This is a genomic window from Cryobacterium sp. BB736, assembly GCF_014980265.1.
Lineage (GTDB): Bacteria > Actinomycetota > Actinomycetes > Actinomycetales > Microbacteriaceae > Terrimesophilobacter.
On sequence record NZ_JABXWQ010000002.1, the window covers coordinates 19,858 to 34,346 of the forward strand.

The following is a 14,489-nucleotide window of genomic DNA, read 5'->3' on the forward strand; positions in this document are numbered from 1 at the left end:
CGCTCATAAGATGAATGCATGGCACCAACCCGCGCGACGTACATTCGTCGCCGGTTCGGCGTTGTCGGTGGCGTGCTCGCGCTGATCACCGCGAGCGCCTACCTACCGCTCACCTTGCTCGCCCCGGTCGACGCGATCGCCCCACAATTGACGGCGGCTGATGCGATCCACGAACCCGCGGTGGAGTTGACCTGGCCCGCCTACGGGGCGAGCGCGATCGGCGCGGTCGGCTATCCGGGTGTACTCGCATCCGGTGGCTCCAGCGAATCCCTGCCGATGGCCAGCATCACCAAGGTCATCACGAGCCTGGTCGTGCTCGAGACGAAGCCGCTGGCGCCCGGCGAGAGCGGAGAGCAGATCAGGTTCACTGCGAACGACCAAGCCCTCATCGGCCACTACCAGCGGCTCGGCGGCGGCACCAAGCCGGTGTGGTCCGGTCTCACGCTGTCCCAGCGTCAGGTCCTGGACTTCACCCTCATCACCTCCGCCAACAACTACGCGGCATCGCTCGCGGATTGGGCGTTCGGGTCCAACGACGAGTTCGTCGCCGCTGCAACGTCCTGGCTGCAGCGCAACGGGATGCCGGACACACGCGTGGTGGAACCGACCGGCATTGACCCCGCGAACGTCAGCACGACGACTGACCTCATCCAGCTCGGCAAGCTCGCCCTCGCCGACCCGGTCATCGCCGAGATCGTCGCGACAGCAAGTACAACGGTTCCCGGCTTCGAGGAGCTGGAGAACTCCAACAAGCTGCTGGGTGAGTTCGGCGTTGACGGAATCAAGACCGGACGCCTCGACCAGTCGAACCTGCTGTTCTCCGCTGACCTGCCGGTCGGTCATCAGACCGTGCAACTCGTCGGGGTCGTAATGGGCGGCGAGGACCCAGATGCGGTGCGTGAGTCCGTGCGTTCCCTGCTGGCGAGTGCGACATCCGGATTCGTCGAGCTCGACGTCGTCGAGGCCGGCGCCCGGTTCGCCGACTACGTGACGCCGTGGGGCCAGCATGCGAGCGCTGTTGCCGGCGAGACCTACACGGTCGTGACCTGGCGCGGCACGCCGGTGTCCTACGACGTTGTGGCCGACCAGGTGCGCGACGGCGCCGCAGGGGACCGAGTGGGCAGACTCGCGGTGCAGGTGGGCACCACACACCTCTCAGTGCCGCTCGTGCTCGACTCTTCGATCGGCCCACCGGATGCGCTCTGGCGGCTGACCAACCCTGCCGAACTGTTCGGATAGGACATATTCCGCGTGGCGAGACATATTCCCAGCAACCGCCCATAGGCTGGCGTCACATTCTTCAATCGGCATCCGCTTCGCTAGGGCTTCTGGTTGTACCTAGTGAAACGAGGGTTCCGTGACCTCTGCAACGCCAACAGTGACGTTCACGAAGACGAGGCCGGGCGGAGGTCGGGGAAACTCGACATCCGAGTACTCGGCCCTTCTTCACACCATTAGGGATGCGGGCCTTCTGCGGCGCCGCACCGGTTTCTACTGGCTGATGTTCTCCGGCATCACGCTCGCACTCGGCGGTGCGGTCACCGGATTCATCCTGCTCGGTGACAGCTGGTTCCAGTTGCTCATCGCTGGGGCGCTCGGCGTCATCCTGACCCAGTACGCGTTCCTTGCGCACGAGGCCGCCCACCGTCAGGTGTTCGCCTCCGGCCCCGCCAACGACCGCGCCGGACGTACGCTCGCGAACCTGTTCGTCGGCATCAGCTACCAGTGGTGGATGACCAAGCACAGCCGTCACCACGCCAACCCGAACATCCTCGGCAAGGACCCCGACATCGAGCGCGACTTCATCTCGTTCACCGAGACGGATGCCGCTCGAGCCAAGGGGCTGTATGGCTGGGCCACCCGCCGTCAGGGCTGGCTGTTCTTCCCCGCGCTGCTGCTCGAGGGCATCAACCTGCACATCCACGGCTTCCGCACGGTGTTCTCACGCGGCAAGGTGGAGCGCCGCTGGGTAGAGGCAACCATGCTCGTCACCCGTGTCGGCGCGTATGTCGCGGTGATCTTCCTGTTCCTGCCGCTGGGGATGGCGTTTGCCTTCCTCGGCGTGCAGCTCGCGGTGTTCGGCGTCTACATGGGCGCATCCTTCGCCCCCAACCACAAGGGCATGCCGATCCTGCCGCACGACTCCAAGGTCGACTTCCTGCGCCGCCAGGTGTTGACGTCCCGCAACATCAAGGGCGGGTGGTTCATGGACACCTTCATGGGCGGCCTCAACTACCAGGTCGAGCACCACCTGTTCCCCAACATGCCCAGGCCGCACCTGCGCAAGGCGAACGAGATCGCTCGCGAGTACTGCGCCACCCACAACATCCCGTTCACCGAGACGACGCTCGTGGAGTCGTACGGCATCGTCATCCGGTACCTGAACAGGGTCGGACTTGCCGCTGGCCGCGATCCGTTCGACTGCCCGGCCGCGGCACAGTTCGGACGCTAGGCGTCGGTGGCGTCCGGCTTGATCGCGTGGCGAAACGGGGACGCATCCGGGCGCTTCGGCAGGATTCCGTCACCGGATGACTGGTGCCGGATGCGGCGCACCACCCACGGCACGAGATACTCGCGCGCCCAGCCGATGTCCTGAATCTTCGCCTGACGCCAGGAGACGGCGGGCAGCGGCTCGGGCTGATACGGCTCGAGCGCGTGCTCGACGCCGAGCGAGTCGAGCACCATGCGCGCAATCATGTGGTGCCCGGTGGGGGAGAAGTGCAGGCGATCAGGCGCCCACATCCGGGTGTCCTTGAGCTCGCGCAGCGCCCACATGTCGGCGATGACCAGGTCGTGGCGCAAGGCGATCGTGCGTAGGTTCTCGTTGTAGATGGCCACCTTGCCGCGGATGCGTCCGAGCACCGCCGTAGTGCCGACATCCGGTCCGGTGAACAGCACAACCGTTGCACCGTTGGAGCGCAGTCGCGCGGCGGCGGCTTCGAGCCGGCTGGCTACGTCATCCGGGTCGGTGCCGGGGCGAATGATGTCGTTGCCCCCCGCGGAGATGGTAACGAGGTCGGGGCGCAACTCGAGCGCCGGCTCGACCTGCTCGTCGATGATCTGCTGCAGCAGGCGGCCGCGGATGGCGAGGTTGGCGTAGGCGAAGTCCTCGGTGAGGGAGCTCAGCTCCTCCGCGACACGGTCCGCCCAGCCGCGATGGCCGCCTGGGCTGCGCGGCTCAGGGTCACCGATTCCCTCCGTGAAGGAGTCTCCCAACGCGATATACCTCGACCACGGATGCTGTGCAGACATACACCCAACACTGCCAGATCGGAATGCCCGGATCCCCCCTAGCAGACCCGAAATTCACCCACCTGTGAACATTCCGCGACTCCGTGTCGAACGGTTGCCCCCGTATGGGGGGCATGCCACGCTTATCAAAGGCGACCGAGACTCGGTCCCTGCAAGACGAATTGAACGACTGGGAGGTCGTCATGAGTTGGATCGCATTCATCATCCTCGGACTGATCGCTGGTGCTATCGCCAAGCTGATTCTGCCGGGACGTCAAGGGGGAGGATGGGTGGCGACCCTGATCCTCGGTGTCATCGGCGCACTGCTCGGTGGTTGGCTGGGCGGTCTGCTGTTCGGTATCGGGTACGAGGACTTCTGGTCCATCCAGTCCTGGCTCATTGCCATCATCGGCGCGATCGTCGTGCTGCTGATCTGGGGCCTGATCACCCGCCGTAGTGGAAGCACCACGACCCGAGCGTGACCACGCCCGGCCCGGTGTGACACCGGACTGAACGGAGAGAGCGCCGCTGACGAAAGTCGCGGCGCTCTCTTCCGTTCTCGGTGGTCGAGCGTCCCTCGGTGGTCGAGCTTGTCGAGACCTCCGGCCACTGGTGTCAGTGGCGACACGGTAAAGTTCTATCCAGTGAGCACCGACCCGATCCATCGTCCCCCGGTCGGAACCTCGGCAGCAGAACACCTCTCACCGGCCTTTCCGGGTCGAGCGCCTCGCGGTACTGCGGACCGGCTGCGCGCCTGGCAGGCCGAGGCCCTCGAGGTCTACTTCCAGCGCGAACCCCGCGACTTCCTTGTCGCCGCAACGCCGGGCGCAGGCAAGACGACCTTCGCGCTCCGGCTGGTCACCGAACTGCTGGCAAGCCGCACCATCGACCGAGTCACGGTCGTCGCGCCGACCGAGCACCTGAAGCGGCAGTGGGCGGATGCAGCACACCGCGTCGGTGTGCGCCTCGACCCGGGCTTCCGGAACGCGCACGGCCGGCAAGCGCGGCACTACCACGGCGTCGCTGTCACCTACGCACAAGTGGCGCTGCGTCCGGCGCTGCACCGCAGCCTCACCGAGGGCTCGCGCACGCTTGTGATCCTCGACGAAGTGCACCACGGCGGTGACGCGCTCAGCTGGGGCGACGGCATTCGTGAGGCATTCGAACCGGCAACCCGTCGGCTGTCGCTTACCGGAACCCCGTTCCGCTCCGACACCGCGCCCATCCCGTTCGTCACCTATTACCCGGACGAGCAGGGCATCCGCACCTCCCGCGCCGACTACAGCTACGGCTACGGGCGCGCCCTCGCCGACGGGGTCGTGCGACCGGTGATCTTCATGGCGTACGCCGGACGGATGCGCTGGCGAACCCGCACTGGCGACGAGATGGAGGCGCGGCTCGGCGAGGGCGACACCAAGGACGTCACCGCGCAAGCCTGGCGCACGGCGCTGAACCCCGAGGGCGAGTGGATCCCGTCGGTGCTGCGTGCCGCGAACCGCCGACTGACCGAGGTTCGGCACCACGTCCCGGATGCCGGGGCGCTGGTGATCGCGACCGATCACTACGCGGCAAAGGCGTACGCGTCTCTGCTGAAGGAGATCACGCGCGAGGAGCCGACTGTCGTGCTGTCGGACGACAAGGGCGCGAGCGACCGGATCGCCGAGTTCTCGCAAGGCGACTCGCGCTGGATGGTCGCCGTACGGATGGTCTCTGAGGGAGTCGACGTGCCTCGACTGGCGGTTGGCGTGTACGCGACTTCAGCATCGACTCCGCTGTTCTTCGCGCAGGCGGTCGGCCGATTCGTGCGCACGCGGCGGCGCGGTGAGACGGCGTCGATCTTCCTGCCGAGCGTGCCGCAGCTGATGAACCTGGCCTCGCAGCTGGAGCTGGAGCGTGACCATGCGCTGGATCGGCAGCCGGGCGAGGGGCTCGAGGAGATCCTGCTCGATGACGACGCGGTCGACGAGGCAAACGCGTCGGAGAGCGCATCCGCCGATGCCGACTTGTTTGATTTCAAGGCGCTCGAGTCGGATGCGAACTTCGACCGGGTACTGTTCGACGGCGCCGAGTTCGGCTTCGCTGCAGACGTCGGCACCCTCGAGGAACTCGACTTCATCGGGCTGCCCGGCATCCTGGAACCGGAGCAGGTGCGGGAGCTGCTGCAGCAGCGGCAGGCTCGGCAGTCGCGGCGGCGCGCTGACCGCGGGGTTCAGGAGTCGAAGCCGCTGTACCGCACCCTGAAGGAGCAGCGCGGGCTGCTCAACTCGCTGGTCGCATCCCGCGCGAAGCGCACGGGGGAGCCGCACGCGCACATCCACGCGGAGTTGCGCCGCCGTTGCGGCGGTCCGCCGGTGGGGCAGGCGACCGTGGCGCAATTGCAGTCGCGGATCGACTACCTGCGTCGCGGCTGACTCCTAGCGGGAGCGACGGCGGCGGGACGGATGCTTCGGGCTGGGGCGCTTCGACGCGTTCGCCGACTTGGTCTTCTGCGGCGCGGGTAGCGCAACCCCCGGGCCGCGCGAGCTCCGCACGGTCCGCCCGCGCACGATCCCCACGAACTCCTCGATGTCTGGCGTCTCGGCATCCGCCAGCCAGACGATCGCGATGTCGGTGCCCGGCGCATCCGTCAGCGGCCTCGCGATGACGTCCTTGCGCGCGTGCAGCCTGGCGACCGACTGGGGGAGCACCGCAACCCCCACGTTCGCGGCGACCAACTCGACGGCGTCCTTCGGGTCCTCGCCCACCTCGATCACGTTCTCGCCGTCGAGGTCAGACACAGTCAGCTCGTCCGCGGCCTCGAAAGCGTGGTCCTTGGGCGCAATCACTACCGGTGACTCGGTGTACAGCCGGATGACGCTCAGGCCGTCCCGGTCGATCGGCAACCGCACGAACGCGACATCCGCCTCACCGCGGTGCACCACAGCAACCTGGTCGCTCGGCAGTGTCGGCAGCAGCTGCAGCGGGTCGCGCCGGCGCTCTTCCCACGCACGGGTCCACTTGGTGATGGTCACGCCGGGCACGAAGGCGATCCTGAACACTCTGCCTCCCGCCTGCGTCCGGTGTGGTCTCAGGTTACGCTGTCGGGATGACCTCGGATGCGTACGACCAGATGATGAAGCCCGCCACTGCGGCGAAGAAGCTCGGGGTCTACCTGCCGGCGACGCCGGAGGAGTTCCAGTCGGCGCCGATCACCCGCGGCCAGTTCAACGCGCTGAACGCGGAGCCGCCGGAGTGGCTGGTGGAGCTGCGCAAGAACGGTCCGCACCCGCGGCCGGTAGTCGCGGCGAAGCTCGGCGTCTCGATCGCCGGGCTCGCGCGCGGCGGGTTGACGGATGCGCTCACGACGTCCGAGATCAAGTCGCTTCTCGAGAACCCACCACAGTGGCTGGTTCAGGAGCGCGCGACTCAGGCTGCGGTGCGCGCCGAGAACCGTCGAGTGAAGGAACGCGACGCCGAACGCCGCAAGGCCGGGCAGGACTGAGCATCCGGATGCCTGGGCGCTACCGGCATTTCAAGGGCAACGTCTACGAGGTGATCGGCATCGCCCGGCACAGCGAGACGGAAGAGGAACTCGTCGTCTACCGGTCACCGGCGGGGGAGCTGTGGGTGCGGCCGAAGGACATGTTCTTCGGCACGACCACGGTCGACGGCACCGAGGTGCAACGCTTCACCCCGCTGGACTAGTCGCGCTGGTCACAGAGACACCCGTCAGTGGAAGTCCCGCGACTTCACGTGTGGCGCCACGAGCAGCGGCTCGAGCCGGTCGGCGACGATGTTGACCACACCCTCATCGGATCGCTCCAGGATGCCGCGCACCACGAGCGCTGGCGATTCCCGCGCGACCCGCCGGTACCGCTTCCACACGCCGGTGCTGCAGATCACGTTGACCAGCCCGGTCTCGTCCTCAAGGTTCATGAACGTGATGCCGCTCGCGGTCGCCGGTCGCTGCCTGTGCGTCACCACCCCGCCGACCTCGAGCCGCCGACCCGATTCCGCGCCGAGCAGCTCTGCCGCCGACAGCGCACCCCGCTCGTCCAGCAGGGGTCGCAGGTGCCTCACCGGATGGTCGTCGGTCGACAACCCGGTCGCCCACAGGTCGGCGACCAGCCGCTCCGAGTCCGACGGCATCCGGAACAGCGGCGGCTGCACCGCCATCACCGTCCCCTCCAGGTACTCGGCGCGGTTCTGCGCCGCCGACCCTGCGACCCACAGCGCCTCGCGCATGCCCATCCCGAAGCCCTCGAACGCGCCGGCAGCCGCCAGCGCCTCGAGTTGCGCGGTGCTGAGCCCGACCCGCCGCACCAGGTCGGGCATGTCCAGATAGTCGCCGCGGGCGTCCCGCTCGGCGACGATGCGCTCCGCCAGCTCGGTGCCGATGCCCTTCACCTCGGCGAGCCCGAGCCGCACGGCGACGGATGCGTCGCGCCGGTGCGCGTCGAAGTCCAGCGGCAGGCGCGGGTCGAACGGCGGGATCGGCGGCTGCTCGCCGAGGCAGGTGTCGCTCCCGGATGCCGCGCCCCGAGCATCCGGAACCGCCTCGACCGGCTCCAATCCGGCCGACACCCCCGAGAGCGCCAGGTCGGGTCGACGCACCTCGACTCCGTGCCGCCGCGCATCCGCCACCAGCGACGCGGGGGAGTAGAACCCCATCGGCTGCGCGCGCAGCAGCGCCGCCAAAAACGCCGCCGGGTAGTGCAGCTTGAGCCACGAGCTCGCATAGACGAGCAGTGCGAAGCTCAACGAGTGGCTCTCCGCGAAGCCGAAGTTCGCGAATGCCTGAATCTTGCTGTAGATGTCGTCGGCGACCACGCCGATGATGCCGTTCGTTGCCATCCCGGCGTACAGCTTCTCGCGCAGCGACTCGATGCGCTCGACCCCGCGCTTCGACCCCATCGCGCGGCGCAGCAGGTCGGCGTCCTCTGCACTGCACTCGCCGACCGCCATCGCGACCTGCATCAGCTGCTCCTGGAACACCGGTATCCCCAGGGTGCGCTCGAGCGGTTCGACGAGCTTCGGATGCGCGTAGGTGATCGGCTCCTGCCCCATCCGGCGCCGCACATACGGGTGCACAGCCCCACCCTGGATCGGCCCGGGGCGGATCATCGCGATCTCCACGACGAGGTCGTAGAAGCAACGCGGCCGCAGCCTCGGCAGCAGCCCCATCTGCGCGCGGCTCTCCACCTGGAACACCCCGATCGAGTCGGCTCGGCACAACATGTCGTACACGCCGGCCTCCTCCCGCGGGATGGTGTCGAGCGCGTACTGTTCGCCGAGCGAGTCCCGGATCATATCGAAGCAGTACTGCAGCGCGGCGAGCATCCCGAGGCCGAGCAGGTCGAACTTGACCAGCCCCATCCAGGCACAGTCGTCCTTGTCCCACTGCAGCACGGTGCGGCCGTCCATCCGCCCGTGCTCGATCGGCGCGACCTCGCCCACCGGCCGGTCGGTGAGCACCATCCCGCCGGAGTGGATGCCCAGGTGCCGGGGGAAGGTCAGCACCTGCTGCGCGAGTTCGATCACCGGCTCCGGGATGTCATGGTCGCCACTCTCGACGAGCGCGCCCCAGCGTTCCACCTGCCGCGACCAGGCATCCTGCTGCCCGGGGGAGTGCCCGAGCGCTTTCGCCATGTCGCGCACCGCGATCTTCGGCCGGTAGCTGATGACGTTGGCGACCTGCGCGGCGTTCTGCCGCCCGTACTTCTCGTAGACGTACTGGATGATCTCCTCACGCCGGTCGGAGTCGAAGTCGACGTCGATGTCGGGTTCCTCGTCGCGCATGCTGGAGAGAAACCGCTCGAACGGCAGCTTGTAATAGATGGAGTCAACCGCGGTGATGTTCAGCAGGTAGCAGACCGCCGAGTTCGCCGCCGAGCCGCGCCCCTGGCACAGGATGCCGCGGCTGCGCGCCTCCCGCACGATGTCGTGCACGATCAGGAAGTAGCCGGGGAAGTCCTTCTGCTCGATCACCGCCAGCTCGCGCTCGATCCGGTCGCGGTCGGCATCCGGCAGGTTCGGGTACTTCACCGGCACCGCCTCCCACACCAGGTGACGCAGCCAGCTCATCGGTGTGTGGCCATCCGGGACCTGCTGCTTCGGCAGCCCCGGCTTCAGGCTCCGCAGCCGGAACGACAGGTCGTCGGCGAGCTCGACGGTGCGCTCGATCGCGCCCGCGTAGCGGTTGAACAGGGCGGCCATCTCGGCACCGCTGCGCAGGTGGGCGGCCCCGGATGCCGGCAGCCAGCCGTCGAGCTCGTCGAGACTGCGGCGTGCCCGCACCGCGGCGAGGGCGGTGGCGAGGTGGTGCCGTGCCGGGGTGGCGTAGTGCACGTTGCCCGTGGCGACGACCGGCAGGTGCGCACGGGCGGCGATCGCGGCGAGGGCGTCGTTGTGGGCGTCGTCGAGCGGATGCCCATGGTGGGTGAGCTCGACGACGACGTTGTCGCGTCCGAACAGGTCGATCAGGGTCGCCAGTTCGCGCTCGGCGGCGTCTTCGCCCTCGGTGGCGAGGGCGTTGCGGACGCTGCCCTTGCGGCATCCGGTGAGCACGAGCCAGTGCCCGGCGGCGCGGTCGGCCAGGTCGGTGAGGTCGTACACCGGGCGGCCCTTCTCGCCGCCGGCGAGCTGCCCGGCGGTGAGCGCGGCGGCGAGCCGGTGGTAGCCCTCCTGCTTGCGGGCGAGCACCAGTAGGTGGGTGCCTTCCGGGTCGGCCTCGCCGTTCTGCGGGGCGCGCAGCCCGAGCGACAGCTCGGCGCCGAACATGGTCTTCACCTGCGGGTGGGTTTCGGCGGCCTCGGCCATCCGCACGACACCGTAGAAGCCGTCGTGGTCGGTGAGGGCGAGGCCGTGCAGGCGTAGGCGGGCGGCCTCCTCGAGCAGTTCCTCGGGCTGGCTCGCCCCGTCGAGGAAGCTGAAGTTGGAGTGCGCGTGCAGCTCCGCGTACGGAACGACCGGTCCGCTGACCGGTTCGATGTCGGTCGGCTGGAACGGCGCCCGCTTACGCGACCAGGCCGGGCTGTCGCCGCCATCCGCGCCGACCGGCGGCAGTCCCTGCCGGTTGCCGGAAAGGGTCCGCTCGAACTCCGACCAGGGGATCGGGGGGTTCTGCCAGCCCATGTCAGTCGTACCTCGCTTCTGCCCACCAGTGGCCGTGCTCGAGGGCGAGCAGCCATGCAACACCGCTCGCGTCGACCAGCTGGAATCGGCTGACCCGGCTCGTGGCATCCGGATCCCACCAGCGCTCGTCGACCATCCACGGTCCGGCCCACGCTGCAACACGCAGTGTGCTGCTGCCGGCGCTCACCGTCGCGGGCGGTTCGGAGAGGGCGCCGCGGTCGTCGACGGCGACCTCGGCCCCGGATGCCGCGAACACGGTGACAGGGCGCGGCGGCTCGAACACGGTGGCCGGGGCGGGGTCGGGCAGGCGTCCCGGCCACGGGCGGTCCGGTTCGCGCTCGTGCAGCACCCGGTCGCCCCACGGGACCAGCGTCATCCGGTCGGCCGGAGCGCGGCCGCCGCCGATCGCCGGGGTGAGCACCGCGGTGCGGCCGAGCATCGACTGCACGCGGGAGAGGGCGTGGTGGATGCGTTCGTCCGGGCCGGACCCCCACAGCCCCTCCTCGTGGTTGCCGATCGAGTCGATCGCCTCCGGGATGAGCCGCACGCGCTCGATCGGTGCTGAGAGCCCGGTCTCGGTGCTGCCGCCCTGCAGCTGCCAGCGCACCCGGTCGACGACCTCGGCCGCGGTGAACGAGCGCGGGTGCAGCCAGCTGCGTTCGGACAGTTCGCCGTTCGCCGACTCGAGCTGCACGAGCACCGCGGTGCACACGAGTTTCGTGTCGGTGAGCGAGCGGATGAAGGCATCCGCCGTCGCGCGCACGCCGAACGCGACCTGGTCGACGCGGTCGAGCGGCGGTTCGAAGTCGATCGAGGCGTCGAGCTCGTCCGGTGGGACGCGGGCGATGACCGGGCGGGAGTCGCGTCCGCCGGCGAGCGAGTGCAGCCGGGCGCCGGAGTCGCCGAAGCGGTCGAGCACAAGCTCGGCGGGCAGTGCGGCGAACTCGCCGAGGGTGTAGACACCGAGCCGGCGCAGCAGCCCTGTAAGTGCGAGGTCGTCGAGGATGCTGACCGGCAGTGGAGCGAGGCTGGCTGCCGCGTCGCCGGCCGGCACGATCCGGATGCGCTGCGGTTGCGGGCTGCGCGCGGCCTGCTCCGCGGTGAACACGCCGTCGGCGATGCCAACCCGGCTGGCCGGGACGCCGAGCGCGTCGACGTGGTCGAGCAGCCAGAGCGCTGCTTCCTCCTCGCTGCCGTAGAACTGGGCTGGGCCGCGGGATCGGATGGCGCACACCCCGGGGCGCAGCGGCTGCACACCCGGCATGGCCTCCTCGATCGCGGTGAGCACCGGTTCGAAAGCGCGGGCGTCCTCGTCGGCGCGGTAGGGCTGCACGATGAGGTCGGGGCAGCGGGCTTGCGCCTCACGCAGCTTGAGGCCGCGCTTGACGCCTTCGGCGCGAGCGGATCCCGAGCACGCGTACACTCGACCGGATTCGATCAGCGCGATCCGGGCATCCGGTTTCAGCCCGTGCGTGCGGATGGCGGCGATCACGGGCCAATCCGGGCACCAGAGCAGCATGACGCGCTCTGGCGCGGTGCCCGGCGGCTGGATCGGTTGCTTCATCCACCAATTATCGAACCTTTGTTCGAGCAGCGCAACGCGGAAACGCTCAGGTTCGGCCGCCTTCCACCCGCCTGCCGAGCGCCGTCCAAATGTGCGAGCGCGCACGATATTGCAGGCGCGCTCGCCTAATCGCGCGGCGCTCGCGCCTTAAGGCTGATCACACTGCCGACAGGTCCATCGAAACCCGCGACCCCGTGTGGCAGGATGACCCCCATGCGTGAGGGGGACTCCATAACTGGCCGTCGACCTGGTCGCTGGGCGATCCGTAACCACCTGAGAGCGATCACAATGATCGCGGCCGCCGCAACCGCCTTGCTGCTCACCTCGTGCGTGGCAACCGGCCGCAGCCTGCCGACTCCCGATCCACTCTCTGCAGCCGACGCAGAGCGCTTGATTGAGGAGCACCTCGAGTTCTACGCGGATGAGGCGCGCATCGCGGATCCGACGGTGCAGATTCCGGATGTGGCTCGTGTGCGCTTACTTGATCCTTCGGAATCTCCAGAAGCGATTGCTCAGTGTCTGAGAGAAGAAGGGTTTGACGCCGACGTTGAACCCGATGGCGGTCTGTCGATTGGGCATCGGATAGAGCAACGGGCCGCCTTCGCTTTGGCGCACTACGTGTGCAACGCGAAATACCCGCCCGATCCCAAGTACTTGGCCCCACTCAACGAGTCGCAGCACGAGTTCCTCTATGAGTTCCTGGTCAATGAGCTCGTCCCGTGCATTGAGAAGGCGGGTTTCGACGTCGGTGAGATCCCGAGTTTTCAGGCGTATCTCGCTGACGTCGGCACACCGCGCGAATGGGTGCCGATGGCGGAAGTGGCAGCGCCGGGCTGGCTTCAGTACCGCTGCGAGCAGGCTCCCGACGGCTTGTACGGCGAGCTTGAGGACGACCGGTAGCAACCGATCCGCCCGGCTTCCGGTCATCGGCTACCGTTCCGGTCGGGCGCGCACCTTCCGGTCAGGCGCGCACCCTCCGGTCAGGCGCGCCAGGTGCGCGGGGCGCGGATGTCCGCAACGGGCGCGTCCGCGGTATCAACCGGCCGCATACCCGCCTCCCGCACCTGGTAACCCGCATCCGGAAGCCACAGCCTCGCCCGCCGCGGCCGTCCGGTACTGCTGGAGACGATCACCGTCGCCTGCCGCGCGGTCAGGTGCCCGTGTCCTTCGCCGATGCCGACCCAGCTGCTCTCCTCGAGGGTCAGCATCGCCTCGCTCTGCGGCCAGCTGCCGAGCACGATGAGGGTGGTGCCGCGCTGCCGCAGTCGCGCCGCGAGCCGCGCGATGCTGCCGTCGCTCGCTTTCTGCGGCGGCCGGGTGACCACGATGCCCATGACATCCGCGATCGCCGCGGTGACCGCGAGCCACTGGTCGCCCGGATGCGGCACCAACGCCAACCGGTCAAGATCGATGCCGAAGCCGGCGGCAGCCTCCACCCCGAACTCGGGCACGCCGACCACGCCGACCCAGGTGCCGGCCGCCGACGGGGGAGCGAGCAGCGCCATCAGCAGGGTCGCCGACCGCTCCACCGAGTACGCCGACCCCTGCTTCAGCGCACCGCCGGGCAGCAGTCGGGCGATCGCCGGGTTGGTGGGGAGGTCCCGCGAGTCGAGCTTCGTTGACTGCAGCTTCCGGATGCGATCCTGCAGTTCGCGCACCAGCTCGCTCTGCCCGGTCGGGCCGAGTTCGGGAGCAATGGCGGCGTTCGACATCTCTTAATTATCGAACACATGTTCGAGCAATGCAATGCCTACTCAGGCGAAGACCCCTTCACCAAAACTCGAGTCGCGAGTTGCGGCAAGTTCGGGGTCACCGGCGCGCGAACCTCGAATTTGCCGCAGTTCGCGGCCTACGAAGGCGTAGGCGACAGCGGCACGAAGGTCGTCCACACTCTGCTGTACCTGCCGTACCCGTGCCTGACCGCCACGCCGAGATAGGCAAGCGCCGCCAGCGTAGCCGCGACATAGATCGCCCACGTCGGCGCACCGAGCGCGAACGTTGCAATCGCGACAAACACGCCGAGGAGCGCTGCGTTCACTGCAGTGATGAAGATCATGCTGCTGCCGAGCACCTGACTTCGATCGTTGCCGCCGAGATGGTTGTAGGTGACGCCCATTCCGGTCTCGTCATCGTGCGTCGAGTTGAGGAAGTACTTCTCAATGCCCGGATCGAGCTCCACATAAGCGGCGCGCAATCGGTTCATGGCGAGCACGTGCGCGAGATCCTCCATCGCGCCGTTGTATAGCCGGATCGTCGTCAGCGAGCCGATCACCACGACAATGCCGAGCAGCACGAGCGCGAACACCGTGAAGAACGGACCGAAGCCGGTCGCCTGCCCGATCAGCGCAAGACTCACAACGCTCGCCGACACGAGGGTCAGGAACATCGTGATCCGCACGAGCACTTCGCTCTGGGTCATGCTCCTGGTGGCCAGGATGCTCCAGTGCTCGGTGGCGAGGAGCTGAGCGCGAACGGATGGCGGGTCCGACGCGACTGGGGCGGGTGGTTCGGGTCGCCGCGTGATTTTCATGGCTCATTGTGCGTCCGCCACCCGCCGCCTATCTGGACACCCGCCGATAGC

At 68.2% G+C, this 14,489-nt stretch carries 13 protein-coding genes; 7 read left to right on the forward strand and 6 right to left on the reverse strand.

Features of this window, described 5'->3' with window-relative positions:
• The first annotated feature begins 18 nt into the window (after positions 1–18).
• The gene (locus IRG63_RS06525) at positions 19–1,239 is read left to right on the forward strand and encodes a D-alanyl-D-alanine carboxypeptidase family protein (RefSeq protein ID WP_193509596.1); all 1,221 of its coding nucleotides are present in this window, start codon (positions 19–21) and stop codon (positions 1,237–1,239) included.
• A gap of 118 nt (positions 1,240–1,357) precedes the next feature.
• Positions 1,358–2,452, forward strand: coding sequence for an acyl-CoA desaturase (locus IRG63_RS06530; protein ID WP_349236183.1), 1,095 nt, complete (start codon positions 1,358–1,360; stop codon positions 2,450–2,452).
• Here the strand turns inward: IRG63_RS06530 and IRG63_RS06535 are convergent.
• The gene (locus tag IRG63_RS06535; protein ID WP_168627234.1) at positions 2,449–3,252 is read right to left on the reverse strand and encodes an SGNH/GDSL hydrolase family protein; all 804 of its coding nucleotides are present in this window, start codon (positions 3,250–3,252) and stop codon (positions 2,449–2,451) included. The two genes, IRG63_RS06530 and IRG63_RS06535, sit on opposite strands and share 4 nt — an antisense overlap.
• Before the next feature lie 182 nt (positions 3,253–3,434).
• Here IRG63_RS06535 and IRG63_RS06540 point away from each other — a divergent pair, with 182 nt between their 5' ends.
• Together IRG63_RS06540 and IRG63_RS06545 are read left to right on the forward strand one after the other, a co-directional pair.
• On the forward strand, positions 3,435–3,713 hold the full coding sequence (locus IRG63_RS06540; protein WP_168627233.1) for a GlsB/YeaQ/YmgE family stress response membrane protein: 279 nt from the start codon (positions 3,435–3,437) through the stop codon (positions 3,711–3,713).
• 162 nt (positions 3,714–3,875) lie between these two features.
• Complete coding sequence (locus tag IRG63_RS06545) at positions 3,876–5,642, forward strand: DEAD/DEAH box helicase (protein ID WP_168627232.1); 1,767 nt, start codon at positions 3,876–3,878, stop codon at positions 5,640–5,642.
• A 3-nt stretch (positions 5,643–5,645) separates the two neighbouring features.
• On the opposite strand, the gene IRG63_RS06550 is transcribed toward IRG63_RS06545, so the two are convergent.
• Entirely contained in the window at positions 5,646–6,269 is a 624-nt protein-coding gene (locus IRG63_RS06550; protein WP_193509597.1) for a LysR family substrate-binding domain-containing protein, read from the reverse strand.
• Between the two features lie 74 nt (positions 6,270–6,343).
• On the opposite strand from IRG63_RS06550, the gene IRG63_RS06555 reads away from it, so the two are divergent.
• Together IRG63_RS06555 and IRG63_RS06560 are read left to right on the forward strand one after the other, a co-directional pair.
• Positions 6,344–6,712, forward strand: coding sequence for a DUF5997 family protein (locus IRG63_RS06555; RefSeq protein WP_370566208.1), 369 nt, complete (start codon positions 6,344–6,346; stop codon positions 6,710–6,712).
• Positions 6,713–6,720: 8 nt separating this feature from the next.
• Positions 6,721–6,915 carry a DUF1653 domain-containing protein gene (locus tag IRG63_RS06560; protein ID WP_193509599.1) on the forward strand — a complete coding sequence of 65 codons (195 nt, stop codon included), beginning with the start codon at positions 6,721–6,723 and terminating at the stop codon, positions 6,913–6,915.
• Between the two features lie 24 nt (positions 6,916–6,939).
• Here IRG63_RS06560 and IRG63_RS06565 read toward each other — a convergent pair whose 3' ends face one another.
• Both IRG63_RS06565 and IRG63_RS06570 read right to left on the reverse strand, forming a co-directional pair.
• Positions 6,940–10,344, reverse strand: a complete 3,405-nt coding sequence (locus IRG63_RS06565; protein WP_193509600.1) for an error-prone DNA polymerase — start codon at positions 10,342–10,344, stop codon at positions 6,940–6,942.
• Position 10,345: 1 nt separating this feature from the next.
• Positions 10,346–11,908: a DNA polymerase Y family protein gene (locus IRG63_RS06570; RefSeq protein ID WP_193509601.1), complete on the reverse strand. Its 1,563-nt coding sequence runs from the start codon at positions 11,906–11,908 to the stop codon at positions 10,346–10,348.
• Positions 11,909–12,196: 288 nt separating this feature from the next.
• Between IRG63_RS06570 and IRG63_RS06575 the strand changes: the two genes are divergently transcribed.
• Positions 12,197–12,808, forward strand: a complete 612-nt coding sequence (locus tag IRG63_RS06575) for a hypothetical protein (protein ID WP_193509602.1) — start codon at positions 12,197–12,199, stop codon at positions 12,806–12,808.
• A gap of 80 nt (positions 12,809–12,888) precedes the next feature.
• Here IRG63_RS06575 and IRG63_RS06580 read toward each other — a convergent pair whose 3' ends face one another.
• The gene (locus IRG63_RS06580) at positions 12,889–13,620 is read right to left on the reverse strand and encodes a hypothetical protein (RefSeq protein WP_193509603.1); all 732 of its coding nucleotides are present in this window, start codon (positions 13,618–13,620) and stop codon (positions 12,889–12,891) included.
• Between the two features lie 137 nt (positions 13,621–13,757).
• Entirely contained in the window at positions 13,758–14,438 is a 681-nt protein-coding gene (locus IRG63_RS06585) for a hypothetical protein (RefSeq protein WP_168627224.1), read from the reverse strand.
• Positions 14,439–14,489: the final 51 nt, after the last annotated feature.

Bases quoted from the DNA above. Each gene is read 5' to 3' on its own strand.
- IRG63_RS06525 (WP_193509596.1), top strand. From the start codon at position 19: ATGGCACCAACCCGCGCGACGTACATTCGTCGCCGGTTCGGCGTTGTC.
- IRG63_RS06535 (WP_168627234.1), bottom strand. From the start codon at position 3,252: ATGTCTGCACAGCATCCGTGGTCGAGGTATATCGCGTTGGGAGACTCC.
- IRG63_RS06540 (WP_168627233.1), top strand. From the start codon at position 3,435: ATGAGTTGGATCGCATTCATCATCCTCGGACTGATCGCTGGTGCTATC.
- IRG63_RS06555 (WP_370566208.1), top strand. From the start codon at position 6,344: ATGAAGCCCGCCACTGCGGCGAAGAAGCTCGGGGTCTACCTGCCGGCG.
- IRG63_RS06560 (WP_193509599.1), top strand. From the start codon at position 6,721: ATGCCTGGGCGCTACCGGCATTTCAAGGGCAACGTCTACGAGGTGATC.
- IRG63_RS06565 (WP_193509600.1), bottom strand. From the start codon at position 10,344: ATGGGCTGGCAGAACCCCCCGATCCCCTGGTCGGAGTTCGAGCGGACC.
- IRG63_RS06570 (WP_193509601.1), bottom strand. From the start codon at position 11,908: ATGAAGCAACCGATCCAGCCGCCGGGCACCGCGCCAGAGCGCGTCATG.
- IRG63_RS06575 (WP_193509602.1), top strand. From the start codon at position 12,197: ATGATCGCGGCCGCCGCAACCGCCTTGCTGCTCACCTCGTGCGTGGCA.
- IRG63_RS06580 (WP_193509603.1), bottom strand. From the start codon at position 13,620: ATGTCGAACGCCGCCATTGCTCCCGAACTCGGCCCGACCGGGCAGAGC.
- IRG63_RS06585 (WP_168627224.1), bottom strand. From the start codon at position 14,438: ATGAAAATCACGCGGCGACCCGAACCACCCGCCCCAGTCGCGTCGGAC.